22 protein-coding genes and 1 other RNA gene are annotated in these 24,968 nt (G+C 54.2%); 16 read left to right on the top strand and 7 right to left on the bottom strand.

The features are described from left to right. Positions 1 to 18: 18 nt before the first annotated feature. Positions 19 to 297 (bottom strand): HU family DNA-binding protein, encoded by a 279-nt coding sequence (locus ACN0UH_RS12175; RefSeq protein ID WP_010490267.1) that lies wholly within the window; start codon positions 295 to 297, stop codon positions 19 to 21. A gap of 536 nt (positions 298 to 833) precedes the next feature. Here ACN0UH_RS12175 and ffs point away from each other — a divergent pair. Then, positions 834 to 930, top strand: an RNA gene (ffs, locus tag ACN0UH_RS12170) — signal recognition particle sRNA small type. A gap of 204 nt (positions 931 to 1,134) precedes the next feature. On the opposite strand, the gene ACN0UH_RS12165 is transcribed toward ffs, so the two are convergent. Both ACN0UH_RS12165 and ACN0UH_RS12160 read right to left on the bottom strand, forming a co-directional pair. Then, positions 1,135 to 1,422 carry a DUF3509 domain-containing protein gene (locus tag ACN0UH_RS12165; RefSeq protein ID WP_087516625.1) on the bottom strand — a complete coding sequence of 96 codons (288 nt, stop codon included), beginning with the start codon at positions 1,420 to 1,422 and terminating at the stop codon, positions 1,135 to 1,137. Positions 1,423 to 1,655: 233 nt separating this feature from the next. Further along, the gene (locus ACN0UH_RS12160) at positions 1,656 to 1,877 is read right to left on the bottom strand and encodes a hypothetical protein (protein ID WP_087516626.1); all 222 of its coding nucleotides are present in this window, start codon (positions 1,875 to 1,877) and stop codon (positions 1,656 to 1,658) included. A 500-nt stretch (positions 1,878 to 2,377) separates the two neighbouring features. On the opposite strand from ACN0UH_RS12160, the gene dnaX reads away from it, so the two are divergent. The 7 genes from dnaX to ACN0UH_RS12125 all read left to right on the top strand — a co-directional run bounded on the left by dnaX (position 2,378) and on the right by ACN0UH_RS12125 (position 11,203). Further along, on the top strand, positions 2,378 to 4,549 hold the full coding sequence (gene dnaX, locus ACN0UH_RS12155; RefSeq protein ID WP_417662276.1) for a DNA polymerase III subunit gamma/tau: 2,172 nt from the start codon (positions 2,378 to 2,380) through the stop codon (positions 4,547 to 4,549). Between the two features lie 20 nt (positions 4,550 to 4,569). Further along, positions 4,570 to 4,896, top strand: coding sequence for a YbaB/EbfC family nucleoid-associated protein (locus ACN0UH_RS12150; protein ID WP_010490263.1), 327 nt, complete (start codon positions 4,570 to 4,572; stop codon positions 4,894 to 4,896). 159 nt (positions 4,897 to 5,055) lie between these two features. Then, entirely contained in the window at positions 5,056 to 5,658 is a 603-nt protein-coding gene (recR, locus tag ACN0UH_RS12145) for a recombination mediator RecR (RefSeq protein WP_417662275.1), read from the top strand. A 167-nt stretch (positions 5,659 to 5,825) separates the two neighbouring features. Then, complete coding sequence (locus tag ACN0UH_RS12140) at positions 5,826 to 6,338, top strand: sigma-70 family RNA polymerase sigma factor (RefSeq protein ID WP_417662274.1); 513 nt, start codon at positions 5,826 to 5,828, stop codon at positions 6,336 to 6,338. A 1-nt stretch (position 6,339) separates the two neighbouring features. Then, a complete protein-coding gene (locus ACN0UH_RS12135; protein ID WP_417662273.1) occupies positions 6,340 to 7,299 on the top strand; it encodes a FecR domain-containing protein in 960 nt (319 codons plus the stop codon). 112 nt (positions 7,300 to 7,411) lie between these two features. Then, positions 7,412 to 9,856, top strand: a complete 2,445-nt coding sequence (locus tag ACN0UH_RS12130; RefSeq protein ID WP_417662272.1) for a TonB-dependent siderophore receptor — start codon at positions 7,412 to 7,414, stop codon at positions 9,854 to 9,856. Positions 9,857 to 10,054: 198 nt separating this feature from the next. After that, the gene (locus ACN0UH_RS12125; protein ID WP_417662271.1) at positions 10,055 to 11,203 is read left to right on the top strand and encodes an acyl-CoA dehydrogenase family protein; all 1,149 of its coding nucleotides are present in this window, start codon (positions 10,055 to 10,057) and stop codon (positions 11,201 to 11,203) included. A gap of 213 nt (positions 11,204 to 11,416) precedes the next feature. Here the strand turns inward: ACN0UH_RS12125 and ACN0UH_RS12120 are convergent, their stop codons facing one another. Next, on the bottom strand, positions 11,417 to 12,334 hold the full coding sequence (locus tag ACN0UH_RS12120; protein ID WP_417662270.1) for an AraC family transcriptional regulator N-terminal domain-containing protein: 918 nt from the start codon (positions 12,332 to 12,334) through the stop codon (positions 11,417 to 11,419). 501 nt (positions 12,335 to 12,835) lie between these two features. Between ACN0UH_RS12120 and ACN0UH_RS12115 the strand changes: the two genes are divergently transcribed. Next, on the top strand, positions 12,836 to 13,135 hold the full coding sequence (locus ACN0UH_RS12115) for a hypothetical protein (protein WP_417662269.1): 300 nt from the start codon (positions 12,836 to 12,838) through the stop codon (positions 13,133 to 13,135). Between the two features lie 12 nt (positions 13,136 to 13,147). Here the strand turns inward: ACN0UH_RS12115 and ACN0UH_RS12110 are convergent, their stop codons facing one another. Further along, positions 13,148 to 14,011, bottom strand: coding sequence for a universal stress protein (locus tag ACN0UH_RS12110; RefSeq protein ID WP_417662299.1), 864 nt, complete (start codon positions 14,009 to 14,011; stop codon positions 13,148 to 13,150). A gap of 268 nt (positions 14,012 to 14,279) precedes the next feature. Here ACN0UH_RS12110 and ACN0UH_RS12105 point away from each other — a divergent pair, with 268 nt between their 5' ends. From ACN0UH_RS12105 to ACN0UH_RS12085, 5 genes are all read left to right on the top strand, one after another. Further along, positions 14,280 to 14,885 (top strand): tRNA-(ms[2]io[6]A)-hydroxylase, encoded by a 606-nt coding sequence (locus ACN0UH_RS12105; RefSeq protein ID WP_417662268.1) that lies wholly within the window; start codon positions 14,280 to 14,282, stop codon positions 14,883 to 14,885. Positions 14,886 to 15,043: 158 nt separating this feature from the next. After that, the gene (locus ACN0UH_RS12100) at positions 15,044 to 15,520 is read left to right on the top strand and encodes a MarR family winged helix-turn-helix transcriptional regulator (RefSeq protein ID WP_417662267.1); all 477 of its coding nucleotides are present in this window, start codon (positions 15,044 to 15,046) and stop codon (positions 15,518 to 15,520) included. After that, a complete protein-coding gene (locus ACN0UH_RS12095) occupies positions 15,517 to 16,998 on the top strand; it encodes an efflux transporter outer membrane subunit (protein ID WP_417662266.1) in 1,482 nt (493 codons plus the stop codon). Before ACN0UH_RS12100 ends, ACN0UH_RS12095 begins: the two co-directional genes overlap by 4 nt. A gap of 16 nt (positions 16,999 to 17,014) precedes the next feature. After that, entirely contained in the window at positions 17,015 to 18,223 is a 1,209-nt protein-coding gene (locus tag ACN0UH_RS12090; RefSeq protein WP_417662265.1) for an efflux RND transporter periplasmic adaptor subunit, read from the top strand. A 75-nt stretch (positions 18,224 to 18,298) separates the two neighbouring features. Further along, on the top strand, positions 18,299 to 19,828 hold the full coding sequence (locus ACN0UH_RS12085) for a DHA2 family efflux MFS transporter permease subunit (RefSeq protein WP_417662264.1): 1,530 nt from the start codon (positions 18,299 to 18,301) through the stop codon (positions 19,826 to 19,828). Positions 19,829 to 19,877: 49 nt separating this feature from the next. Here ACN0UH_RS12085 and lpxH read toward each other — a convergent pair whose 3' ends face one another. Further along, positions 19,878 to 20,603 carry a UDP-2,3-diacylglucosamine diphosphatase gene (gene lpxH, locus ACN0UH_RS12080; protein ID WP_417662263.1) on the bottom strand — a complete coding sequence of 242 codons (726 nt, stop codon included), beginning with the start codon at positions 20,601 to 20,603 and terminating at the stop codon, positions 19,878 to 19,880. Continuing rightward, positions 20,600 to 21,094 (bottom strand): peptidylprolyl isomerase, encoded by a 495-nt coding sequence (locus tag ACN0UH_RS12075; RefSeq protein WP_417662262.1) that lies wholly within the window; start codon positions 21,092 to 21,094, stop codon positions 20,600 to 20,602. The genes lpxH and ACN0UH_RS12075 overlap by 4 nt, the downstream gene beginning before the upstream one ends. 460 nt (positions 21,095 to 21,554) lie before the next feature. On the opposite strand from ACN0UH_RS12075, the gene ACN0UH_RS12070 reads away from it, so the two are divergent. Both ACN0UH_RS12070 and cysS read left to right on the top strand, forming a co-directional pair. Beyond that, positions 21,555 to 23,219 carry a glutamine--tRNA ligase/YqeY domain fusion protein gene (locus ACN0UH_RS12070; RefSeq protein ID WP_417662261.1) on the top strand — a complete coding sequence of 555 codons (1,665 nt, stop codon included), beginning with the start codon at positions 21,555 to 21,557 and terminating at the stop codon, positions 23,217 to 23,219. A 116-nt stretch (positions 23,220 to 23,335) separates the two neighbouring features. Continuing rightward, a complete protein-coding gene (cysS, locus tag ACN0UH_RS12065) occupies positions 23,336 to 24,718 on the top strand; it encodes a cysteine--tRNA ligase (RefSeq protein WP_417662260.1) in 1,383 nt (460 codons plus the stop codon). Positions 24,719 to 24,968: the final 250 nt, after the last annotated feature.

Here is a 24,968-nt window from a genome sequence, read left to right as displayed (position 1 = left end):
GCCGACTCTCTGCGGCGCCTAGTTGATGGCGTCAGTCAGTGCTTTGGCTGGCACGTATTTAACGACTTTCTTAGCTGCGATTTCGATGGCTTTGCCCGTTTGTGGGTTGCGGCCGGTGCGTGCTGGGCGTGCAGTTACTTTCAGCTTGCCAATGCCAGGAAGAGTGATTTCGTCACCATTTTCCAGTGCATCGCTTACGATTTCGCTCAGTTGATCAAGCGCTGCACGTACTGTGGTTTTAGGGGTGTCGATGGCTTCGGCGATATCACTGATCAATTGGTCTTTGGTCATAGCCATGTTGTAGCTCCTTGATTGATTGAGGGCTCTTGTCGTGCCCACGCAGGTTACTGCGTTTTGAGTCGCAGGTATTGTTTATAGGCTATTGCCTAAAGAAAGCGACCTGTTTCTGACTCGCAGTTCGACAAGAAATTCCGTTGGGAATGCATTTCTACGATTAATAATATTGGCGCCACGTGCCCAGCATGCCTGCGCTAGACATGCGCGGCATAGACAACACTTGATATTTTCCGGCAGTTGAACAATGAAGCTGCCATGACGTTGCTTCTGCTGAAGTAAATACAAGGCGTTTTATTATCCGACAGTAGCATCGGTCTTTTACCCGGCGCAGATGGTGATTCAAATCAATTTTTCAGTAATGGGGGCGCGGCGCTGAGAGTCGCCTCATATAACGCGTTGTGTTGAGCGTAATAGGCTGTTTAGTTTACTGCTGGAGACACGCTATTTTATCGCTAAGTGCTTGAACGGGTTGTAACTTTAAACCAAGCCGGTACAATGGCGCGGCTCGCTTCTAGCGGGCAGCGTGATGGTGGTCCTGCCGGTCCCCCCGCAACGATTACCCGTGAACCTGGTCAGATCCGGAAGGAAGCAGCCACAGCGGGAACATTGTGTGCCGGGGTGTGGCTGGTGGGATCGCCTCCAATCTATAAATCCTTCAGCGCGGGGATTTATCAGTCAAATGCCCCCGTGGCGTGCTCTATCTCTTCAATACCTTTAGCTGCATAAGAACGCGACTAATCCTTGTCATTGGTTTATTGCGATTGATCGCTGCTGCGGGCTAAAAACTGTACGCCATAAAAAGCCCCGCAATAGCGGGGCTTTTTGTTTTAGCTGGCATCATGCGATGCGATAGCTGAGAACGCTGTCCTGCTCTTTCAGGGCTTTGCGCATTTCTGCAGGAATCGAGCCGGAGCGTACGGCCAGTTCCAGGCGGATTTCTTCAAGGCTTTGCGCGAAACTCTCGGTATCATTGAGCTGCGCTGCGCTGAGAACGCGGCTATAGACCGTTGTTTCAGTCTCATCAAGCAGCGAAAGCACAATGCTACCGTCTGGGCGTGGTGAGCTGAAGGTGGTGCGTAGCGGGGCAAACAGGTTCTCTACATTCGACTGAATAGTGTTATCCATTACCTTATTCCATCCTGTGTGGTGATTCAGTTAGACGCAAGTTTAGCTGCAAAGTTCGCGGTTTGTCGGTTGTTTTGCAGCAATTTAGCGGTAAAAGTACTTGAAAACACTGCTAGAGCCGCGGGTTAGGCGTGTTTTTGCTACTAGCATTATTTTGCGTCACAGCACTAAAACCCGTTTCATTGATTATATGAAACGGGTTCCGTTTAGCGTCAGGAGAGAGCGTTGCGCGTTTATGCCGCGAGTGACTCGCGAGCGCGCTCAATTACTTGCTGCAGGCGTTCGCCATTGTATTGGCCCGGATACAGGCGCTGGCTGTGCTTGGCTATGCCAGCCTGGTTGACAATGGTGAAACTGAAGCTGCCTTTGCGTGCAGCGAGAATGCGGCAATCAAATGGCGCAAATGCGCTGGATAGGGTGCGAATGGCATCCTGAATTTGTATATGTGTATTCATTTTTTTGGGTGTTTCCTAATGCTACATGCGCATCATTGCGCGGATAGAGCTCCAACATCCGGCCCGGTTTGGGCTGGCGGTCTTAATGTAATCGGAGCGAAGTTGCGCGACTAAGTTCCGGCAACGAAATCGTTGACGGCTGGTTAATCGGGTCTGTACTTCGGAGGCAGGCGGGCGTCATCGCTTAAGCGTGGCAGCCTGATCAGTCAGCAGGGTGGGTCTTGGTTGAGAGCTGTGTAGCACCGTTATACGAGTGCACTCTGAACCTGAATCCAACGAGGGGGCCTTTAAGTCCTTCGACTTAGCGTCTCATGACATTGGCTTATTTGACTTACAGCGTGGTACGAACAGCGCGGATGATATCCGTTTGATCAAAAAATAGCCAGCGCTTTTATTCGTCAGTGAGCTGGCCCGCATTTATAGCATTGGAGAGCGGATGCAATTTGCCCGGTGCTCCGTTAGGATTAGCTCACTTTTGCTTCCTCACGCGACGGGTTTCGATGAGTTATCAGGTTCTTGCACGCAAATGGCGTCCGCGCACATTCAGCGAAATGGTGGGGCAGACCCACGTACTCAAAGCGCTGATCAATGCTCTGGACAGCCAACGCTTACACCATGCGTATCTGTTCACCGGCACCCGCGGTGTTGGTAAAACCACGATCGCACGGATTATTGCCAAGTGCCTGAACTGCGAAACGGGCATCAGTTCGACGCCTTGCGGCACCTGCTCGATCTGTAAAGAAATCGATGAAGGGCGCTTCGTTGACCTGATTGAAGTCGATGCCGCGAGCCGTACCAAGGTTGAAGACACCCGTGAGCTGCTCGACAACGTGCAGTACTCGCCAAGTCGTGGCCGCTTTAAGGTTTACCTGATCGACGAAGTGCACATGCTTTCTTCGCACTCGTTCAATGCCTTGCTGAAAACCCTGGAAGAGCCGCCGCCGCACGTTAAGTTCCTGCTGGCCACCACTGATCCGCAAAAGCTGCCGGTGACGATTCTCTCGCGATGCCTGCAATTTTCGCTGAAGAACATGCCGCCTGAGCGGGTAGTTGAACACTTAACTCATGTATTGGGTGTCGAGCAGATTCCTTTTGAGGATGATGCGCTGTGGCTGCTCGGCCGTGCAGCTGATGGCTCAATGCGTGATGCCATGAGCTTAACCGATCAGGCGATCTCGTTCGGCGAAGGCAAAGTGCTCGCCGCTGACGTGCGGGCAATGCTCGGCACACTTGATCATGGCCAGGTTTACGGGGTGCTGCATGCACTGCTTGAAGGCGATGCGCGCGGCGTGATTGATGCTGTGCGTCACCTCGCTGAGCAAGGTCCTGACTGGGCTGGTGTACTGGCTGAGATACTCAATGTATTGCATCGCGTGGCAATTGCCCAAGCGCTGCCCGATGCGGTCGATAATGGCCAAGGCGATCGCGAACGAGTGATGGCGTTGGCGCAGGCGTTACCGGCGGAAGATATCCAGTTTTATTATCAAATGGGTTTGATCGGTCGTCGCGATTTACCACTGGCACCGGATCCACGTAGTGGCTTTGAGATGGTGCTGCTGCGAATGCTTGCGTTCAGGCCGGCCGATACCGACGATGCGCCGAGGGTGGCGCTAAAGCCGGTAGGGATTAGCCAAGCCACTGCTAATCCCCAAACAGAATCAGTGGCTGGCGCTGCACAAGCAGCCCCGGCAGCTATTTCAGCGCCTGTTGCTCCGGTAACAGAGACGCCTGTGCCTGATACGACTCGACCAGCAGTGGCCCCGGCGGCAACAATCGCTAGCGAGCCCGTTGCCGAGCCTGCGCCTGAGCCTGCATTAGAAGCCGTAGCCGATAAGCCAGAGACTGTTGCTCCGCCTGCAGTGGAGTCTGTTGTAGCGACTCCAAGTCATACGCCAGTTGCTGAAGCCGCCCCGGCGCCAGTTGCTGAAGTTGTGCCTGCACCGGCTCCGGCTGTTGCTGCCGAGCCTGAGCAAAGTGCCGTGCCTGCGGTAACCAACTTGCCTTGGGAAGAACAAGCGCCTGAGCCGCTTACCGGCGTAGAGGCTGCTGCTGAGTTGGTTAACCCGCCTGCTGAAATCATCGAGGCAATTGAGCAGGGCGCTCAGGTGATTGCCGTGGCAGAACCAGAAGCCGACGAAGCGGATGATGACGAGCCGCCACTGGATTATGATTACGTAGAAGCAGATGCCGACTCGATTGATTACGACTTCGACTCCGTTGAGCCTTCGCTGCCGGAAGAGGCAGAGCCGCAACCCGCCATGCAGCCCGCAACTGGCCTCGCGGCCGATTGGTTGCAGTTGTTTCCCGAGCTGGGTCTGTCGGGCATGACCGGTAGCATTGCCGCGAATTGCACGCTCATCTCGGTTGAAGGCGACAGCTGGTTGTTGCACCTTGATCCAGGTCATAGCGCGCTGTTCAATGCGACCCAACAACGCCGTTTGAATGATGCGCTCAATGCTCAGCAAGGCCGCACCATCGAGCTTAAAATTGAATTGATTACCCCTGAGCAGGAAACCCCTGCACAGGCCGCTGCACGCAAGCGCGCGAATCGCCAGCGTGATGCAGAGGAGTCGATCAACAGCGATTCTTATGTGCAGCAAATGATCCAGCAGTTCACCGCAGTAATACGTGCGGAAAGTATTGAACCGATTGATACCCCAGTTAACCCCTGAATACCGAGGACAACACCATGATGAAAGGTGGCGGCATGGCCGGCTTGATGAAGCAGGCGCAGCAGATGCAAGAAAAAATGCAGAAAATGCAGGAAGAATTGGCCAATGCAGAAGTAACCGGTCAATCCGGTGCAGGCTTGGTCAGTGTTGTCATGACGGGACGTCACGACGTCAAGCGTATCAGCCTGGATGACAGCCTGATGCAGGAAGACAAGGAAATCCTTGAAGACCTGATTGCCGCTGCGGTTAACGATGCGGTGCGTAAAGTTGAGCAGAACAGCCAGAGCAAAATGGCGGGTATGACTGACGGCATGCAGCTGCCACCAGGCTTTAAAATGCCTTTCTAAGGACTGCCTGCAGTCAAATCGTATGACTGCTTATGCATTTGGGCTGGTGCTTTGCTGAGTAATGACCAGTCCAGATGTATTTCATCCTGCCGCGCTCTTCGGCTGACAGGTTTGGATGACCCTCAAATTGTTCGCTGTATTGCCCACACGAGTATTGCCATGAGCTTTAGCCCATTGATTCGTCAGTTAATCGATTCCCTGCGAGTATTGCCGGGAGTGGGGCAGAAGACTGCTCAACGCATGGCTTTGCAGCTGCTTGAGCGTGATCGCAGTGGTGCTTTGCGTTTAGCGCAGACCCTGACGCAGGCGATGGAAGGTGTTGGTCATTGTCAGCAGTGCCGCACGCTCAGTGAAGAAGATATTTGCCACATCTGCCAAGACCCGCGGCGCGACGACACGCTGTTGTGCGTGGTCGAAGGCCCGATGGATGTTTACGCTGTTGAACAAACGGGCTTTCGCGGTCGTTATTTTGTGCTCAAGGGCCATTTGTCACCGCTCGACGGACTAGGGCCTGAGGCGATTGGCATCCCGCAGTTGCTTGCTCGCATTGAGCAGCAAGGCACTTTTAGCGAAGTGATTCTGGCAACCAACCCAACGGTTGAGGGCGAGGCCACAGCACACTACATCGCCCAGCTGCTGGCCAATAAAGGCATGATTGCTTCGCGGATTGCCCACGGCATGCCGTTGGGCGGAGAGTTGGAGTTAGTTGATGGTGGGACCTTGGCGCACGCTTTAGCAGGGCGTCGACCTATCACTGTTTAAGCGAGCTGAACGCACGCTAACTCTGTGCATTGCCTCCCTGCAAGTGGGCGAGCTGTGCAGGCTGTCTGCCAAGCCTAAGCACTGAGTGCTGCAAGTCACTGGATATTTGCTGTTGAGAAGCATTACCATTAGCATCTTCTGGTAAAAGATGCCTGTGAGTGCGCGCAATGTCGGTGGTTCAGTTGTCTTCCGAGCAGTATGTACAACGTCTCTACAGCGATCACAATGGTTGGCTGAATGGCTGGCTGCGCCGGCGTCTGGGTTGTGCGCATAACGCCGCGGATCTGGCGCAAGATACCTTTGTGCGCTTGCTCAGCTCCCCTGAAAATCTAGCTTCGCTGCGCCAGCCACGAGCTTATCTTTCAACTATCGCCCATGGATTAGTGGTTAATTTCTGGCGCCGCCAGTCAGTTGAGCGTGCCTACCTTGAGGCCTTGGCTGCACAGCCAGAAGCCTTGGTGCCTTCGCCCGAAGAGCGCGAACTGATAGTTGAAACCCTATTGGCAATCGACGCCATGCTTTTGCGTCTACCGAGTAAAGTGCGCCAGGCGTTTTTGCTGTCGCAGCTTGATGGTTTGACGTACGCAGTCATCGCTCAGCGTCTGAGTGTTTCCGAGCGCATGATTAAAAAGTATATGGCGCAAGCCATGCTGCATTGCTTGATGCTGGCGCAAGAATAGCGTGTCTTCATCAAGCGATTTCAAAGTCCTTGAACAAGCTGCGCAATGGTTCGCGCTGTTAGCCAGCGAGCAGGTCAGCGACAAGCAGCGCGAGGCTTGGCAACTGTGGCTCGCGAGCAGTCCTGCGCATCAAGACGCCTGGCAACAGGTGCAGCAAATCAGCGGTCAGTTCCAGGCGTTGCCTGTGGCTCAGCGCGGAGTTGTTCGCAGCGCTTTGCAATCGGGCGCTCGGACCCGGCGCCAGGTACTTGCCGGTCTATTGCTACTCAGCGGCGGCGCAGTGCTGAGCTTGGCGGTGTCGCGTAAACCATTGCCGGGCTGGTTGGCTGATCAGACCAGTACAACGGGGCAGATCAAGCAAATACGCTTGGCTGATGACGGCCAGTTGTGGCTGAACAGCAACAGCTCGGTCGATATCACTTACGACAACCAGCAACGCCTCATACACCTGTGGCAAGGCGAGTTGCTACTCGAAAGTGCAACTGATACTCAGCAACCCGCACGGCCCTTGTGTGTCGAAACCAGCGATGGTCACCTGCAGGCACTGGGCACTCGTTTCAGCGTGCGCAAACGTCAGAACGGCACCTTGCTTAGTGTCTTTGCTGGCGCGGTACGGATTACCTGTGAAAGCGGTGCAACCGAGGTGGTACAAGCCGGAGAGCAGGCGTCTTTCGACCAGTTGCAGATTGGCCGCATTAGCCCGGCATCACCTGCGCGCAATGCCTGGCAGCGTGGCATGTTGCTGGCGGATGACCGTTCGCTCGGCGACTTTATCAACGAGCTTGCCGAGCATGTACCCGGCTATTTGGCAGTTGATCCACGGATTGCTGATCTGCGCATCGTCGGCGCCTTTGCGTTACATGACCTTGACCGTATCTACGCGGCGCTTGAGGCGAGCTTGCCGATACGGGTCAATCGGCGCTGGCCGTGGTGGGTGACTCTGGAGCCGCGAGCTAGTTGACGCGCTAAGTACGGCCAGCGCGTTGGCGAATGAGAATTAATTTTATTTTTGGGTTCCCTTTTTCACGACTCGTTTGGCTTAGTCATATAACCATCTGTCAAAGGGTCATCCGATGCGTTCTACCGAGTCTCACCCAACCAGCCTGCGTCAGGCCGTGCGTTGCGCAGCACTGATGCTGCCACTTGCATTTCTGCCGCAGTTGTCCACCGCCGCGCAAGATGAGGCTGTGGATCAACAAGTGCGTCAGTACAGTATTGCGCCCGGTAAATTGTCTTCCGCCTTGAGCCGGTTTGCTGGTGAGGCGGGGGTGATGCTGTCGGTCGATGCGCGGCTTACAGAAGGTAAGCAAACTCAGGGTTTGAACGGTGAATACGGCGTTAACGAGGGGTTCAGGCGTTTGCTCGAAGGCACTGGCCTGCGCCTCAATCAGGACGCTCAAGGCGGCTACACGCTGCATGGTAAGGACAATGAGGATGTCACCCAGTTGCCTGCAACAACAGTCAAAGGCTTCGCCCTGGGTAATGCGCTGGGCAACATGGATGGCTACAACGCGACCCATAGCAGTGTCGCCACCAAAACCAGCTTGCCGTTGCTGGAAACCTCGCAGTCGGTGTCGGTTGTCACCCGTGAGCAGATGGATGACCAAGGCGCACAAACTGTCGCCGAAGCGATGCGTTACACCCCTGGCGTGATGACTAATCCGTATGGTGCGACTCACCGCTACGACTATGTGGCAATGCGCGGCTTTAATGACGGCTCGGTGGACAACCTGTTCCTCGACGGGCTGAAAATGATGGGTGACAGCGGCACCTATAGCAGCTTGCAGGTTGATCCATATTTCCTTGAGCGTATCGATATTCTAAAGGGCCCATCATCAGTGCTTTATGGTCGTAGCCTGCCGGGCGGTTTGGCGGCGATGACGACCAAGAAGCCAGAGTTTCAGTCCTCGGGGCAGATCCAGGCGACCGTCGGCAGCAATAACAAGAAAGGCGTTGGTTTCGACTTTACCGGGCCATTGGATGATCAGCAGCGCATTGCCTATCGCCTGATTGGGTTGGTCGACAGCGCCGACACTCAATTCGATTATGCCGATGAAGAGCGCTACGCCTTGATGCCCAGTGTTTCTATCGACTTCAGCGAAGATACCAATCTGACCTTGCAGGCGTATCTGCAGAAAGATCCGAATAGTGGCTACCACGGCGGTCTGCCAGCAGAAGGCACGATCAACCGTCACGCTGGGCGTTATATCTCAGAGCACTTTTTTGAAGGTGAGCCGGATCAAGACAGCTTTGAGCGTGAGCAGCAGATGTTTGGCTATCAGTTCGAGCATCGCTTCAACGACACTTGGTCGGCGCGGCAGAATTTCCGCTATCAAACCTCGGATGTCAGTGCTGAGCAGGTGTATGCAGCAGGCTGGGCCAGCGATACTGAACTGTATCGCGCTTATACTGGCGCCGACGAAAAGCTGCATGCCTGGATTATCGACACGATGCTTCAGGCCGAATTTAATACCGGCGCTGCGCAGCATACTGTGGTCACTGGTTTTGACTATCAACGGCGCAAAACTCGGGTTGATTACACCGCTGGCACTGCCAGCAACATTGATGCGTTCGACCCGATCTATGGTGGCACTGTGACAATCAATCCGGCATGGTCGAGCAGTGCCACGCGTCGTCTTGAGCAAACTGGCGCGTATTTGCAGGATTTGATTGCCCTGGACAACTGGCGCTTCTCGCTGGGCATGCGTCAGGACTGGGTTAAGGTTGAGTCGGAAGACGAAATCTACGGTGGCACCAGCAAGGATGAGCCCAGCCAGTTCACCGGTCGTGCTGGCGTGCTGTATCTGTTTGATAACGGTGTGGCGCCGTACGTGAGTTATTCGGAGTCGTTCAATCCGAATGCCTATGCCGACCAGGACGGCAACCCGCTGGCACCTACCGAAGGCAAGCAGTGGGAGTTTGGTTTGAAGTTCCAGCCCAATGGTACGGACGACCTGTACACCGCAGCGCTGTTCCATATCGATCAGGAAAACCTCGCAACCAAAGCAGCCGATGAAGACTTCTACCGCCCAGTCGGCGCTGTTCGTTCGCAAGGTCTTGAGCTGGAAGCCCGCCTGCAACTGACCGATGCCTTGCGCCTGCTGAGCAGCTACACCTACACCGATATCGAATACTCTAAATCGATAATCAGTACCGTCGACCCAACGCTGGATAATAAGGGCAACTCACCCACCCAGGCGGCCGAGCACATGGCCTCGATGTGGCTCGACTATAGCTTCCTTGGCGGTAGCCTCAATGGCTTGAAAGTCGGGGCTGGTGTGCGTTATGTCGGCGACAGCTGGGCAGATGCCGAGAACACGCTTGAGGTGCCGTCCTACACTTTGGTTGACGCATCCGTGGGTTATGACCTTGGTCAGCTGGGCTTGCAAGGTGTGGATGTACGGTTGAACGCCAACAACCTGAGCAACGAAAAGTATGTAGCCTCTTGCGGCAGTCTTGACTACTGCTACTTCGGTGAAGAGCGCAACGTCACCGCGACGGTTAGTTACAGCTTCTGATGCTGCTGACCCAGCGCCGGGGCTTTCCGTTCCGGCGTTGGTTAGTTTGAATCATGCGCTGGGCGAGTGCTGATTTATTTTCCTTGCTCCAGCGGTTTTGCTGCCGCGCTGACGATTTAGTCGGTGTTATGGCCGGTATCTCACCTTGTTTGCCTAGCAAGCGCTTGGTATGGTCGAAAGAAATGGCGAGCACCACTCATGACCAGCATGCACGACTATTTCGACGACTCCCATCGTTTGGTTCGCGATACCGTCCGACGTTTTGTTGAACGCGAAATCCTTCCGCATATCGACGAGTGGGAAGAGGCCGGTGAGTTCCCGCGCGAGCTTTACCAAAAGGCAGGTGCCGCCGGCATTCTGGGAATTGGCTATCCGGAACACTTTGGTGGCAGTCACGAGGGCGATGTATTCGCGAAAGTCGCCGCCAGCGAAGAGTTGATGCGTTCTGGCTCAGGCGGCTTGGTTGCCGGGCTAGGCTCGCTGGATATCGGCTTGCCGCCGGTGGTCAAGTGGGCCAAGCCAGCCCTGCGTGATCGTGTGGTGCCACAGGTGCTTGCCGGTGAGAAGATCATGGCGCTCGCGGTTACCGAGCCATCTGGCGGTTCTGATGTTGCCAACCTGAAGACCCGTGCCATCCGTGACGGCGACTATTACTGCGTGACTGGCAGCAAGACCTTTATCACCAGCGGCGTTCGCGCTGACTATTACACGGTTGCGGTGCGCACCGGTGGCGATGGTTTCGGTGGGGTCAGTTTATTGCTGATCGAGAAGGGCACGCCCGGATTCAGCGTCGGCCGTAAATTGAAGAAGATGGGGTGGTGGGCCTCGGATACAGCAGAGCTGTTTTTTGACGACTGCAGGGTGCCGGTCGAGAACCTGATTGGCTCAGAAAACATGGGTTTTGCCTGCATCATGGCTAACTTTCAAAGTGAGCGTTTAGCATTGGCGATCATGGCCAACATGACCGCCCAGTTGGCGCTTGAAGAGTCTTTACAGTGGGCGCGCGAGCGACAAGCGTTCGGTAAGCCGATAGGCAAATTCCAGGTACTCAAGCATCGCCTTGCTGAGATGGCGACGCAGCTGGAAGTGTCGCGTGAGTTTACCTATCGACAAGCTGCGCAAATGGCTGCGGGCAAAAGCGTGATCAAAGAAATCTCCATGGCCAAGAACTTCGCCACCGATATTGCCGACAAGATCACCTATGACGCCGTGCAGATACTCGGCGGTATGGGGTATATGCGAGAAAGTCTGGTCGAGCGTTTGTACCGCGACAATCGGATTCTTTCGATTGGCGGCGGCTCGCGTGAAATCATGAACGAAATCATCAGCAAGCAGATGGGGCTGTAACGGCTGTGGGTGCGACAACGCGCTGCTTTCCAATAACCACATATCCGCGCCGCACATGGCGGACAGAACCGTGGGCAAAACATCTCCCGCGTAGGGTGTGACAACGCGAAGCTTGTCCACCAAATTGTGTGCAAAAACCTGAATATCTGCGGGAGAGTGGTGGGTGAAGAAGCATCACCCTACGAGAGCGTCATTCAGTCATCAGGTTACTAATTAGCTGGCGCTGCGCAGGCGGGCGAGGTCACGCAGTGGCGGAGCACCAAACAGCCGGCTGTACTCGCGGCTGAACTGTGATGGGCTCTCGTACCCCACCTTGTAACTTGCCGCCGAGGCTTCAATCCCTTCGCAGAGCATTAGCCGCCGGGCTTCTTGCAAGCGCAGTTGCTTCTGATATTGCAGTGGGCTCAGGGCCGTGACTGCTTTGAAGCGGTGATGCAGGGTTGATTGGCTGAGGTTAACTTCGCGCGCCAACTCCTCAATCCGCAACGGGGCGGTGTAATTGCAGTTCAGCCAATCAATGGCGCGGGAAATTCGGTGGCTTTGACTGTCGTTAATCACAATCGCATGCAACTGATGGCCTTGGTCACTGTGCAATAACCGATAGAAAATTTCACGCAGCACCAAGGGGGCGAGAATATTGATATCGCGAGGCGTCTCCAGCAATTGCACCAAGCGAATGACTGCATCCAGTAGCGGCAAGTCTACCCGGTCCAGGTACAAACCCCGGCGTGGGCCGCTATTAGGCACCCCGATTGGACCCGTGTCGGCAATCAGGTTGCTGACCAGTGCTGGGTCGATATCAAGGCGCAGGCACAGATAAGGTTTCTCCGGCGTAGCTTGAGTGACATGTCCTGTGACCGGCAGGGGGACTGATGCAACCAAGTAGTTGAGCGGATCGTACTGATAGATTTCATCAGCCAAGCGCACTTCTTTACGGCCTTGGGCGATGATGCACAAGCTTGGCTTGTACAGCACCGGCATCGGCTTGGACGGCTGATCGGCACGGGCCAGAAATACGCCTTTTATTGCCGTTTCAATAAGGTCTTCCGCTGGCACTAAGCGGCTTATGAGTGATGCCAGTTGGTCTTGGCGTTGGGCAAGTAACTGGGGTGTTTGTTCGAGGCTGGTCATGGCATGTCTCTCGGTCAGTGCACAGAGCTTAGCTCGGCAGATCAGGCAATTGGAGACATGAGATAAACGAATGCAGGAATAGGCAAAAATTGGCTCTTAACAGGCAATTGAGGCTTATATGCCAGAGCTTTATGCTTCGTTAGCTGATCGGCGCTCATCCAAAAAGTTTTAATCGTGCAGTTTTAGGCAATAACTATCCAGTAATTGGCTACCGGCAACAGCACCTGGCTGAGTAATCTTAGCTACAGGGTAATGCCCAGCTATCTAAGCGCAGTGCAAAGCTGGCGCAAAATTCCAGCAGATGTGACATCTGCACCGAACAAGCTTTTGCCGAAGCGGCATTACCCAGGCTAATCAGCATTCACTACAGAGTATGCAAAGTGATTAGCGTGAATGAGTGCCGAGGCTTTTACCCATAACCATGTATTTGGCATATGCCGCTCAGCGCAACTTGATTTATCAGTCTGAGTAGCAGCGGTTATTACATAAATGGAGAGCGAAATGACGACTTATCAGCGCGCCCTGATTCGGGCAAACAATGGTTGCGATGAGATGCTCGGGGCATACTTGTGCCAAGCTTTTGATCAGGCATCGTCTATTGCCGGTTGCACAGCTTTCGCTATAGAAGTCGATCCGCAGTTCAGCGCCAGTTGGCAGCTCAGTGCTAGCTGGGAGTCGACAGAAGCCATGCAAGCATTTATTGGTGGTGAGCAACTTGCTCAGGTTCTGAGCCATGCCTTGCAACAAGGCTGGATACGCGAAATTAACTGCAACGTGCCGTACAGCCGCGCAGCAGCTTAGTAAAACCGCGCCTCAGGCTTGCACAACCAAGGCCTCAAGGTGGTCGATAATATCGTCTGGTTTCAACACCAAGACATCACTCTCAAGTGCATCAAGAATGACCTCGGCAGTGTTGCCGACCAAAGCACCTGAAATCCCGGTGCGTGCAACAGTACCAATGACCGTCACCGCTGCGCCGAGGTTGTGCGCTGTCAGCGGGATCAACGAGTCGGCAGGACCTTCGGTGATGTGCAAGCGATCTTCACTGATGTCGTATTCAGCCTGGAACTCTCTGCAGGCGGCACGATAGCGCGCTTCGATGGTTTCTTTGAGTTGAAATGTTGGGTCTGCGGCTGAAAGCATAGGCGTTGGGTGCGCGCTGATTACATGCAGCTTGGCATGGGCAAGACCCGCAATATCGAAGCCATGGCTGATAATCCCAGAGTGCAGCGCCTGATGCTCGTGATCCGAGTTGCCCACATCGACGGCGGCCAGCACTATGCCGTTGGTCCAGGGGCGGTCGGTCTTAACCATTAGCACCGGGCTAGGGCAATAGCGAAGCAGTTTCCAGTCGTCAGGTGTGAGGAGGGCGCGCTTGAGCGGGTTGTCTGGCAGGTGTTGTTTAATGACCAAGCCACAGCCTTCGGCCTGCTGCTCAGTGATGATGGTGTTGTGCAGGCTGCCACGCCAGACTTGGTTGCTGCTTATACTAAAACCTTCGTCAATCATCACGTTGCTCACATCTGCGAGTAACGCCGAGTGGTCTCCTTTATTGCTGCACACCAGCAGGTGTAAGTGAGAACCGGTGACGCCTGCAATCAACTTGGCGCGCTTCAGCGCTAGACCTTCCGGCAATTGGGGGTCGATCACAACGAGGATGCTACGGATTGCTTGCATGACTATCTCCCAGAGAATCGGCACATCTTCATCAACTATAGATGCATCTTGCGCGCTGTGTAGTTGATGCAAATCAATCTGCTGGGCTGGTTGTTTGCTGTGGCATTCGTATAATGTGCCGCCGGTATTTACGCCGGTATCGCCTTTGATTGTTGTGAACCTATGCATCTGCTAGTCAAAATTGATTGTTTATCGCGTTCGAGCAGGCCTTCAGTGCCCGTTGCCGGGCTATTTTTGCCGTTCGTGTTTAACGCTCAGGAGCGTGTCTGTGCTGGCTGAGATCAATGAATTTCTGGGTAGCGAAACGCCGCAGGGCTGGATTGATGCTGCACTCAATCAGCAAGAGGTGATGCTGCTGGACCACAAAAACTGTGAGTTCAAAGCCGCATCAACAGCCTTGAGCTTGATTGCCAAATACAACAATCATGCAGACTTGATCGTCTATATGTCGCGTTTGGCGCGTGAAGAGTTGGTGCATCACGAGCAGGTTCTGCGCATTATCAAAAAGCGTAAAATTGCGCTGCGACCGCTATCGGCTGGTCGCTATGCATCGGGTTTGCGTGCTGCAGTGCGCAATCATGAACCGGTGAAGATGGTCGATACCCTAGTTGTCGGTGCTTTTATCGAGGCGCGTAGTTGTGAGCGTTTCGCCAAGATCTATCCGCATTTGGATGAAGAGCTTGGCAAGTTTTACTACGGCTTGCTCAAGTCGGAAGCGCGGCACTACCAGCACTATCTTAAGTTTGCCTATCAGTTCGGTGAAGCGGCAGACGTTGACAAGACTATCGTGCGGGTCAGGGAGATTGAGCAGCAGCTGATCGCCAGCCCTGACACCGAATTCCGCTTTCACAGTGGCGTTCCCACTGGCTTATAAATAGCGTTAGCCCCCCTCTAAAACGATGCTTTCAGCTGCAAGCCCTGGCTTGCAGCTTTGTTGCGCCTAAAAAAAGTGCTACAAAGTGTTTGGCAATATAGCTGCCTAGGCAGTAATATCTCAGGCATTCTCTGCCTAGGCAGCTTTTTGGGTGCGCAATGAGTAATCCAACCCCGCCATTATTTCCTTTTTCTGTGATGGGCCTGTTGATCGGTCGTACTGCTTTGCTGAAGGACCAGATTCTGGACCGTAACTTGGAGCCTTATTCGGTCACGGCAGCGCAGTTCAAGGTGCTGATCATGATTGCCCATTTTGGGGTTGATACACCTGCGGAGCTGTGTCGCCAACTGTCGTTAGACAGCGGAGCGATGACCCGCATGCTTGATCGACTTGAGCAGAAAGGACTGATTATTCGACGCCGTTGTGCGGCTGATCGACGCCAAGTGCGTTTGGCGTTGCCGCAAGAAGGTCAGGCATTGGCGGATTTGCTGCCGAAATTTGGTGCTGATGCGATGGATGAGTTACTCGGTGCTTTGACGCCTGAGGAGCACGCCACGCTCGAGAGAATCCTCAAGAAAATACTGTTCAGCGCAGGAGACGTTATCACCATGCAACGTTTAGGTGACTCGCAATGAGTCGCGCATTCAAACAGCAATTTACCGTTGCACTGCTGGTGCTGAGTATGGCCGGCTGTGCCAATTATAAGGGGCTCAATACCTCGGCGACGGGCATCGATGCCAATGAGTTGCAGGCGCAGGAATCGCTAAATGATGTCAAGGTTTCGCCCGTCGCCTGGCCTAAAACTGATTGGTGGAAAAACCTCGGCGATGCGCAGCTCAATAGGCTGATTGAAGAAGCTCTGAAAGACAGTCCTGATTTACAACTTGCTGAGGCGCGTGCGCATCAGGCCAGTGCTGCGGCCTATGCTGTTGATGCCTCGCGCATGCCTGAAATTGATGCACAGGCTGGTGTCAATCGTTCACGTTTGGCCCGTGACCAGGATCCTATGGGTGAGGGCGGCCGCTACAGCACGTTGCGCACCGCAGCGATCGACTTCAATTACACCTTCGATTTATGGGGCGGTCAGCGTGCCGCGTGGGAGGCCGCATTGGGTCAAGCCCGCGCAGCCGAAGTCGATCAAAAAGCTGCGCAACTGACGCTTGCCGCTGATGTGGCCCGCGCTTACAACAACCTCGGCCAAGCGCATGTGCTGCATGATTTGGCTGTTGAAGACCTCAAGCGCACCGAGCAAATGGTCAGCCTGGGCAAGCGACGTATGGACGCTGGGATCGACAGTATTTATCAGTACCAGCAATCCGAGAGTCTTGCCGCCAGCTCCAAAGAGCAGCTGTTAGCGTCAGAAAAGAATCTGCAAAGCGCCAAGATCGCTTTGGCTGTTCTGCTCGGCAAGGGGCCTGATCGTGGTCAGCAAATTGCCCGTCCAACCATTTTGCAGGCCAGTGCAGTGGCTTTGCCCAGTCAGTTGCCAGCGGAGTTGTTGGGCCGACGTCCAGATATCGTCGCATCACGCTGGCGAGTCGAGGCGGCGAGTAAAAGCATTGATGCGAGCAAAACACGCTTTTATCCCAACCTCAATCTGAGTGCTTCCGGCGGTGTTGAGTCACTGTTGGGCGATGCCATGTTTGGCAATGCCAGCCGTTTCTTCTCGATAGGGCCGACTTTGTCACTGCCGCTGTTTGATGGAGGCCGTCTGCGTGCGGATCTGGATGCCCGTGATGCTGACTACGATCTGGCTGTCGCTCAATACAACAAGAATCTGGTGCAGGCGCTGGGTCAGGTGAGTGACACGATCAACCAACTGCGCTCGATCGATCAACAGATCAGCTCACAGACCGTTGCCGCCAAGATTGCGCAGAACTCTTACGACACCGTAGCTGATCGTTATGGCTCGGGCGTTGGCAATTATCTCGATGTGCTGAGCATTGAGCAGCAGTTGCTGGCTGCCCAGCGCCAACTGGCCAATCTCAATGCCGAACAAATCAACTTGTCGATCCTGCTGATGGAGGCGCTCGGTGGTGGTTTTCAACCCGACAACGTAACCCTCGGTAGCACTTCGATAAACGCGCACGCCACCGCGCCGCTCACTGAATAATTAAGGGTAACTTGCCATGGCTACAGTCACTCATTCTGAATCCGCTGAAAACCAACAAGCGACTGATGCGGGCAATCAGCGTAAGCGCAAAAAATGGTTGTTTGTACTGTTGATCGCAGTCGTTGTCGGCGGCCTGTGTTTTTGGGGATGGTACGAGTTTTACGGGCGTTGGTATGAGAATACCGACGATGCCTACGTAAACGGTAACGTTGTTGAGATCACCCCATTGGTCACCGGTACTGTTGTCAGCATAGGTGCCGACGATGGCGACTTGGTGCATGAAGGCCAAGTGCTGATTAACTTTGACCCAAGCGATTCGCTGGTCGGGCTGCAAAGTGCCGAAGCAAATTTGGCGCGCACTGTGCGGCAGGTTCGCGGCTTGTACAGCAATGTAGATGCGATGCAGGCGCAGGTTCAGGCGCAAAAGACCGCCGTGCAAAAAGCAAAAAAAGACTACCAGCGCAGGCAAAATCTGGCTTCTGGCGGGGCGATCTCGCGTGAAGAGTTGTCCCATGCAAGCGACGCGTTGACATCGGCGCAAAGCGCGCTGAATAACGCGCAGCAGCAGCTCAACAGCACCCGGGCATTGGTTGATGACACGGTGATCTCCTCGCATCCGGATGTGCTTTCAGCGGCAGCAGATTTGCGTCAAGCCTACCTCAACAATGCGCGTAGCGCCTTGATCGCACCAGTTACCGGCTATGTTGCCAAGCGTACGGTGCAACTGGGCCAGCGGGTGCAGCCGGGCACACCGATGATGGCTGTCGTACCACTTAATCAATTGTGGATCGACGCCAACTTCAAAGAAACACAGCTAAACAACATGCGTATTGGCCAGTCAGTCGAGATCAACAGTGACCTGTACGGGGATGACGTGACCTTTCACGGTACCGTCGACAGTCTGGGCGCCGGTACCGGGAGTGCTTTTGCCTTGCTGCCTGCGCAGAACGCCACGGGTAACTGGATCAAGATTGTGCAGCGAGTACCAGTACGTATCCATATCAATAGCGATGAGTTGGCCAAGCATCCGCTGCGAATTGGTTTGTCGACTGTAGTTGATGTCAATTTACATGATCAAAGCGGCCCGGTACTGGCCCAGCAGCCACCAGTCAAAGCGTCGTACAGCACCAATGTGTACAAGCTGCAATTGGCTGAGGCTGATGCCTTGATCAGTAAGTTGATTAAGGACAATAGCGAACCCGTTGCAAAGACTGCAGTGCGCTAACTCTCTCTGGGCCCGGTCTGGGTTAATCAGGCCGGGCCACTCTTTGTCAAAACATCTGCGCTTTAAGGAGTGGTGATGAGCTCTCAAGCTTCTTTCACGCCGCCCAGCTTGTTGCTTTGCACTATTGGTTTGTCATTGGCGACCTTTATGCAGGTCCTCGACACCACTATTGCCAACGTGGCGCTGCCGACTATTGCCGGTAACCTTGGGGTGAGTTCGGAGCAGGGTACCTGGGTTATTACCTCGTTCGCTGTAAGCAACGCGATTGCCTTGCCGCTTACCGGCTGGCTGAGCCGCCGTTATGGTGAAGTGAAGTTATTTGTCTGGGCCACATTGTTGTTCGTGCTGGCTTCATTTCTCTGCGGTATTTCCCGCTCGATGCCTGAGCTGGTGGGTTTTCGCGTGCTCCAGGGTTTAATGGCCGGGCCGCTTTACCCGATGACGCAAACCCTGTTGATTGCTGTGTATCCACCCGCGAAACGGGGGATGGCATTGGCACTGCTGGCAATGGTGACGGTGGTGGCACCGATTGCCGGGCCGATTCTCGGCGGCTGGATAACCGACAGCTACAGCTGGCCATGGATCTTCTTTATCAATGTGCCAATCGGTTTATTTGCAGCCTTTGTCGTCACCCAGCAAATGCGTAAGCGCCCGGTCGTAATCAGCCATCAACCGATCGATTACATCGGCTTGCTGACCCTGATTATTGGTGTCGGTGCCCTGCAAATCGTACTCGACAAGGGTAATGACCTCGATTGGTTCGAGTCGAACTTTATCGTGATAGGCACGCTGGTTTCGGTGATTTCGCTGGCGATATTTATTATTTGGGAGATGACCGACCGTCATCCGATCGTTAATTTGCGGTTGTTCGCTCACCGTAACTTTCGTATCGGCACAATTGTTCTGGTTGGCGGCTATGCAGGTTTTTTCGGCATCAACTTGATCCTGCCGCAGTGGCTGCAAACGCAGATGGGATATACCGCTACCTGGGCTGGCTTGGCTGTGGCGCCACTGGGTATTTTGCCGGTATTGATGTCACCGTTCGTGGGCACCTATGCGCATAAGTTCGATTTGCGGATTCTTGCCGGTATCGCATTCTTGGCGATTGGCATGAGCTGCTTTATGCGCGCAGGTTTCAACTCGCAAGTTGATTTTCAGCACATCGCGATGGTTCAGCTGTTTATGGGTATTGGTGTCGCGCTGTTCTTTATGCCGACGTTGAGTATCTTGCTGTCGGACTTGCCACCTGACCAGATTGCCGATGGTTCTGGGCTTGCGACATTCCTGCGCAACTTGGGCGGTAGCTTTGCCGCATCGCTGACGACTTGGATCTGGATTCGCCGCTCCGAGGTGCATCACGCTTACTTGAGTGAGCATATCAGTGCGTACGACCCGGTAACGCGTCAGGCGCTGGATCAACTCGGCGGGGCCAATTTGCAGTCGTATGCTCAGTTGGAGCAGACCTTGACCAGCCAAGCCTATATGGTCTCGACCGTGGACTATTTCACCCTGATGGGATGGATGTTTATGGGCCTGATATTACTGGTGTGGTTGGCCAAGCCACCCTTTGCAGCCAAGGCAGGGCCAGCGGCGGCGGGGCATTAATCAAGCTGGTTTTGGTGTTACAGGAAACGCTGCGGTTGCAGCGTTTTTGTCAGGTGTCGAAATTGAAAGCAGCTTGATTAAAACCGCTTTCATCGACTTGCAAGGCCCAGCCTTGGCGGTCCCAGTCTCCGAGGACGATGCGTTTTGCTGATTCACCGTTAACCAGCAGTTTGTGCACAGCTGGACGATGAGTGTGCCCATGAACCATGGTTTTGACCCCGTGTTGGGCCATGACCCGGCTGACTTCATCGGGGGTGACGTCAACAATGTCACTGGCCTTCATCCGGGTTTGTGCTCGGCTTTCATTGCGCAGCTTGCGGGCGAGCTTATGGCGGGTATTAAGCGGTAAGTTTCGCAGAATCCATAAACTCAACGGGTTGCGCAGATACCGGCGCATGCGCATGTAGTTTTCATCGCGGGTGCACAGGCTGTCGCCGTGCATCAGCAAGACGGGTTCGCCGGCCATCTCGACCACGCAAGGGTCGCTGAGCAAGGTGCAGCCAGCTTCACGACAAAAGCGCTTGCCGATCATGAAGTCACGGTTACCATGCATTAAAAAGATCGCTGTACCGCTGTCGCTCAGTTGTTTAAGCGCATCGGCAATCGAACGTTGAAATGGGCTGATTGCATCATCGCCAACCCAGACTTCAAAGAAATCTCCAAGGATGTACAGCGCCTCAGCCTGGCGTGCGCGAGTGCTGAGGAAATGCAGAAACGCCCGGGTAATATCCGGGCGCTCCTGTTCAAGGTGTAGATCTGAGATCAGTAAGATCACTCAACGATCTCTGCACGCTCGATGATGACGTCTTCAACCGGAACATCCTGGTGGCCAGACTTCATAGTGGTTGGCACGCCTTTGATCTTCTCGACCACGTCCATGCCGTCGGTGACTTCGCCGAACACGGTGTAGCCCCAGCCTTGCACGGTTGGAGCGGTATGGTCGAGGAAGGTGTTGTCAGAGACGTTGATGAAGAACTGGGCAGAAGCCGAATGTGGCTCCATGGTACGAGCCATTGCAACGGTGCCTACCTTGTTGGATACGCCGTTGTTGGCTTCGTTCTTGATGGTTGCGCGGGTCGGCTTCTGCTTCATGCCCGGCTCAAAACCGCCGCCCTGGACCATAAAGTTGCTGATCACGCGGTGAAAAACGGTACCGTCGTAGTGACCGCTCTTTACGTATTCTTCAAAGTTGGCCACGGTTTCTGGTGCTTTATCAGCAAACAGGGTGAGGGTGATAACGCCGTGGTTGGTGTGCAGCTTGATCATGAGAGTAATCGCTCTATCGAGTTAAGCAGGAGGCCATATCACGCTGGCTTGCCAGCCATGCAGGCCCTTGAAACTACTGTGTCAGATTGTTGCAGGGGCGCAATAAATCAACGCTGTTGCAGCCTTGTTGGCCATGTTTTTCGTGTGTTTTTGCATAAGCCCATCGGTGCCATATGCATTGTAAACGTAACTTAAGTGCTACGCAGCGCAAATGAACTGGTTTCAAGGCCTGTCAGGGGGTTGACAGCTTCGGCTATGATAGGCGCTTTGCAATTGCTGGAAAACCATCACCTCAGTCATTACCGCGCAGCGTTGGGTTATCGTTTTTTGCTGTTTTGATGCTCGATAGCACCGATACAGGGTTGTAACGTTCGGTTTGGATACTGGTCTGGTGGTTTCAACGCATTCATTGTTTTAGTCGGCCGATGCTACGCCGCGCACCTGCATGATCAAGGACACCATGAGCAAGTTAGAGACTCCCGCCGCAACGAACTTCCTTCGCCCAATCGTCCAGTCTGACCTGGAGTCAGGTAAGTACGCGAAGGTTATTACCCGTTTTCCGCCGGAACCTAACGGTTACCTGCATATTGGTCACGCTAAATCTATTTGTCTGAACTTCGGTTTGGCCAAAGAGTTTGGCGGTGAGTGTCATTTGCGTTTTGATGACACCAATCCAGCCAAGGAAGATCAGGAATACATCGATGCGATCAAGCAGGACGTGCAATGGCTAGGCTTTCAGTGGGCTGGCGAGGAGCGTTACGCCTCCAATTACTTCGACCAACTGCATGACTGGGCTGTAGCGCTGATAAAGTCGGGCGACGCTTTTGTCTGCGATCTGTCGCCAGAAGAGTCGCGAGCCTACCGTGGCAATCTGACTGAGCCGGGCAGGAACAGCCCGTTCCGTGATCGCTCGGTTGAAGAAAACCTGGATCTGTTTGCGCGCATGAAAGCGGGTGAATTCGCTGATGGCGCGCGCTCGCTGCGGGCGAAAATTGATATGGCGGCGCCGAACATCAATCTGCGCGACCCGATTCTCTACCGTATTCGCCATGCGCATCACCACCAGACCGGCGACAAGTGGTGCATCTACCCGAGCTATGACTTCACTCACGGTCAGTCGGATGCCATCGAAGGCATTACCCATTCGATCTGTACCCTTGAGTTTGAAGATCATCGTCCGTTGTATGAGTGGTTCCTGGCGCGTTTGCCTGTGCCAGCGCAGCCGCGTCAGTATGAGTTTGCTCGTCTCAACCTCAACTACACCATCACCAGCAAGCGCAAGCTCAAGCAATTGGTTGATGAAGGCCATGTAAACGGTTGGGATGACCCGCGTATGTCGACTCTGGTTGGCTATCGTCGTCGTGGTTACACGCCTGCATCAATGCGCAACTTCTGCGACATGATCGGTGTCAACCGCGCCGGTGGCGTGGTGGATATTGGCATGCTCGAGTTCGCTATTCGTGAAGATCTCGACGCCAATGCTGCACGCGCGATGTGCGTGCTCAAGCCGCTGAAAGTGGTTATCACCAATTACCCAGAAAACGAGGTGCAAATCCTCAGTCTGGCACGTCATCCGAAGCAGGATATCGGCACCCGTGAGCTGCCGTTCGCGCGCGAGATATACATCGACGCTGGCGATTACGATGAGAACCCGCCAAAAGGCTACAAGCGTCTTGAGCCAGGCGGCGAAGTACGCCTGCGTGGCAGCTACGTGATTCGTGCCGATGAAGCGATCAAAGATGCCGACGGCAATGTTGTCGAGCTGCGTTGTTCCTATGATCCAGACACACTGGGCAAGAACCCGGAAGGCCGTAAGGTCAAAGGGGTTGTGCACTGGGTTCCAGCCGATGCCAGCGTTGAGTGTGAAGTGCGTCTGTATGACCGCTTGTTCCGCTCTGCCAGCCCTGAGAAAGCAGAAGAGGGCAGCAGCTTCCTCGACAATATCAACCCTGGGTCGCTGGTCGTGCTCAAAGGTTGTCGTGCCGAGCCATCGCTGGCTAATGCAACGGTTGAGGATCGTTTCCAGTTTGAGCGTGAAGGATACTTCTGTCTTGACTCGAAAGACTCCAAGCCGGATGCATTGGTGTTTAACCGCACCGTAACGCTGCGTGATTCCTGGGCTTAAACCCAGCGGGTAGTGCCGAGCGATAACCCAGTCTGCCACAGGCGTTTATTGCGCCTGTGGCCTTGGGTTGTCACTCCTGATTTTGTGGCTGAAAGGGCCGCGTTTAAGGATTTTTTATGCTGACCATCTACAACACCCTGAGCAAAACCAAAGAAGTGCTCAAACCGCTAGAAGGCAATCATGTGCGCATGTATGTCTGCGGCATGACGGTTTATGACTTCTGCCACATTGGTCATGCGCGGGTGATGGTTGCGTTTGACGTGATCGCACGTTGGTTGCGTCATCGCGGTTATGAGCTGACCTATGTGCGCAATATCACGGATATCGACGACAAGATTATTCGTCGCGCGCAAGAAAATGGCGAAGATTTTGAAGTGCTGGTTGAACGCATGATCGCTGCGATGCATGAAGATGAGGCGCGGCTTTCGGTGCTGCGCCCAGACATCGAGCCGCGTGCCACGGGCCATATTCCCGGCATGCATGAAATGATTCAAACCTTGATCGACAAAGGCTTTGCCTACGCGCCAGGTAATGGTGATGTTTACTACCGGGTCGGCAAGTTCGTCGGTTACGGCAAGCTGTCGCGCAAGAAGATCGAAGACCTGCGCATTGGTGCACGTATCGAGGTCGATGAATCGAAACAAGATCCACTTGATTTTGTTCTCTGGAAAGGCGCCAAGCCGGGTGAACCTAGCTGGATGTCGCCATGGGGCGCGGGTCGGCCGGGTTGGCATATCGAGTGCTCGGTGATGTCCACCTGCTGCCTGGGCGAGACATTCGACATTCACGGTGGTGGCCCTGATCTGGTCTTCCCGCACCATGAAAATGAGATAGCCCAGAGTGAGGCCGCTACCGGCAAGCTCTATGCCAATGCCTGGATGCACGCTGGAGCCGTGCGCGTTGATGGCGAGAAAATGTCCAAGTCATTGGGCAACTTCTTCACTATTCGCGAAGTGCTGGAAAAGTATCATCCTGAAGTGGTGCGCTACTTCTTGGTGTCGAGCCAGTACCGTAGCCCGATCAACTACTCAGAAGACAGCTTGAAAGAAGCCAAGGGCGCGCTGGAACGTTTCTATCACGCACTCAAGGGATTGCCTGAGGTTGCGGCTGTTGGCGGTGATACTTATGCCGAGCGTTTCGCTGACGCGATGGATGACGACTTCAACTCACCCGAAGCCTGCGCCGTATTGTTTGAAATGGTCCGCGAGATAAATCGTCTGCGCGATACCGACCTTAATGCTGCCGCAGGTTTAGCCGCTCGCTTGAAAGAACTGGCGTCTGTATTGGGTGTGCTACAACTTGAGCCTGAAGCATTCTTGCAAGCGGGCGCAGAGGGCAAGGTTGACGCCGCTGAGGTTGATGCACTGATAGCGGCGCGTCTGCAAGCACGTGCCGATAAAGACTGGGCTGAATCTGACCGTATCCGTGATCAGCTAACGGCCTTGGGTGTTGTGCTGGAAGACGGGAAGGGCGGTACTACTTGGCGCCTGGCTGAGTAAAGCACTCTTTACTGCTGCAAAAAAAGCCGCTTATGCGGCTTTTTTTGTGCCCAATTGACTCGGACAAAAGCGGAGTCCGTGTGATTTCAGCTTTGCTTTTATATCAGTGTCACTTAAAGACAAGCTGTTGTCGTCTTATGTCAATCTTGGATATTCAATAAAGCATTAGGCTGTCATTTGGATGGCACTGTAGCGCCAAGCGTATGCGCACTAATTGTTGATGCTAACAAGCTGCGTCAAGGCTGCTCAA

It is taken from the genome of Pseudomonas sp., assembly GCF_048265905.1.
In the GTDB taxonomy this organism is placed as follows: Bacteria; Pseudomonadota; Gammaproteobacteria; order Pseudomonadales; family Pseudomonadaceae; genus Aquipseudomonas.
Note: the sequence above shows the minus strand (reverse complement) of the source record. Positions and strands in the feature narration are given on the sequence as shown.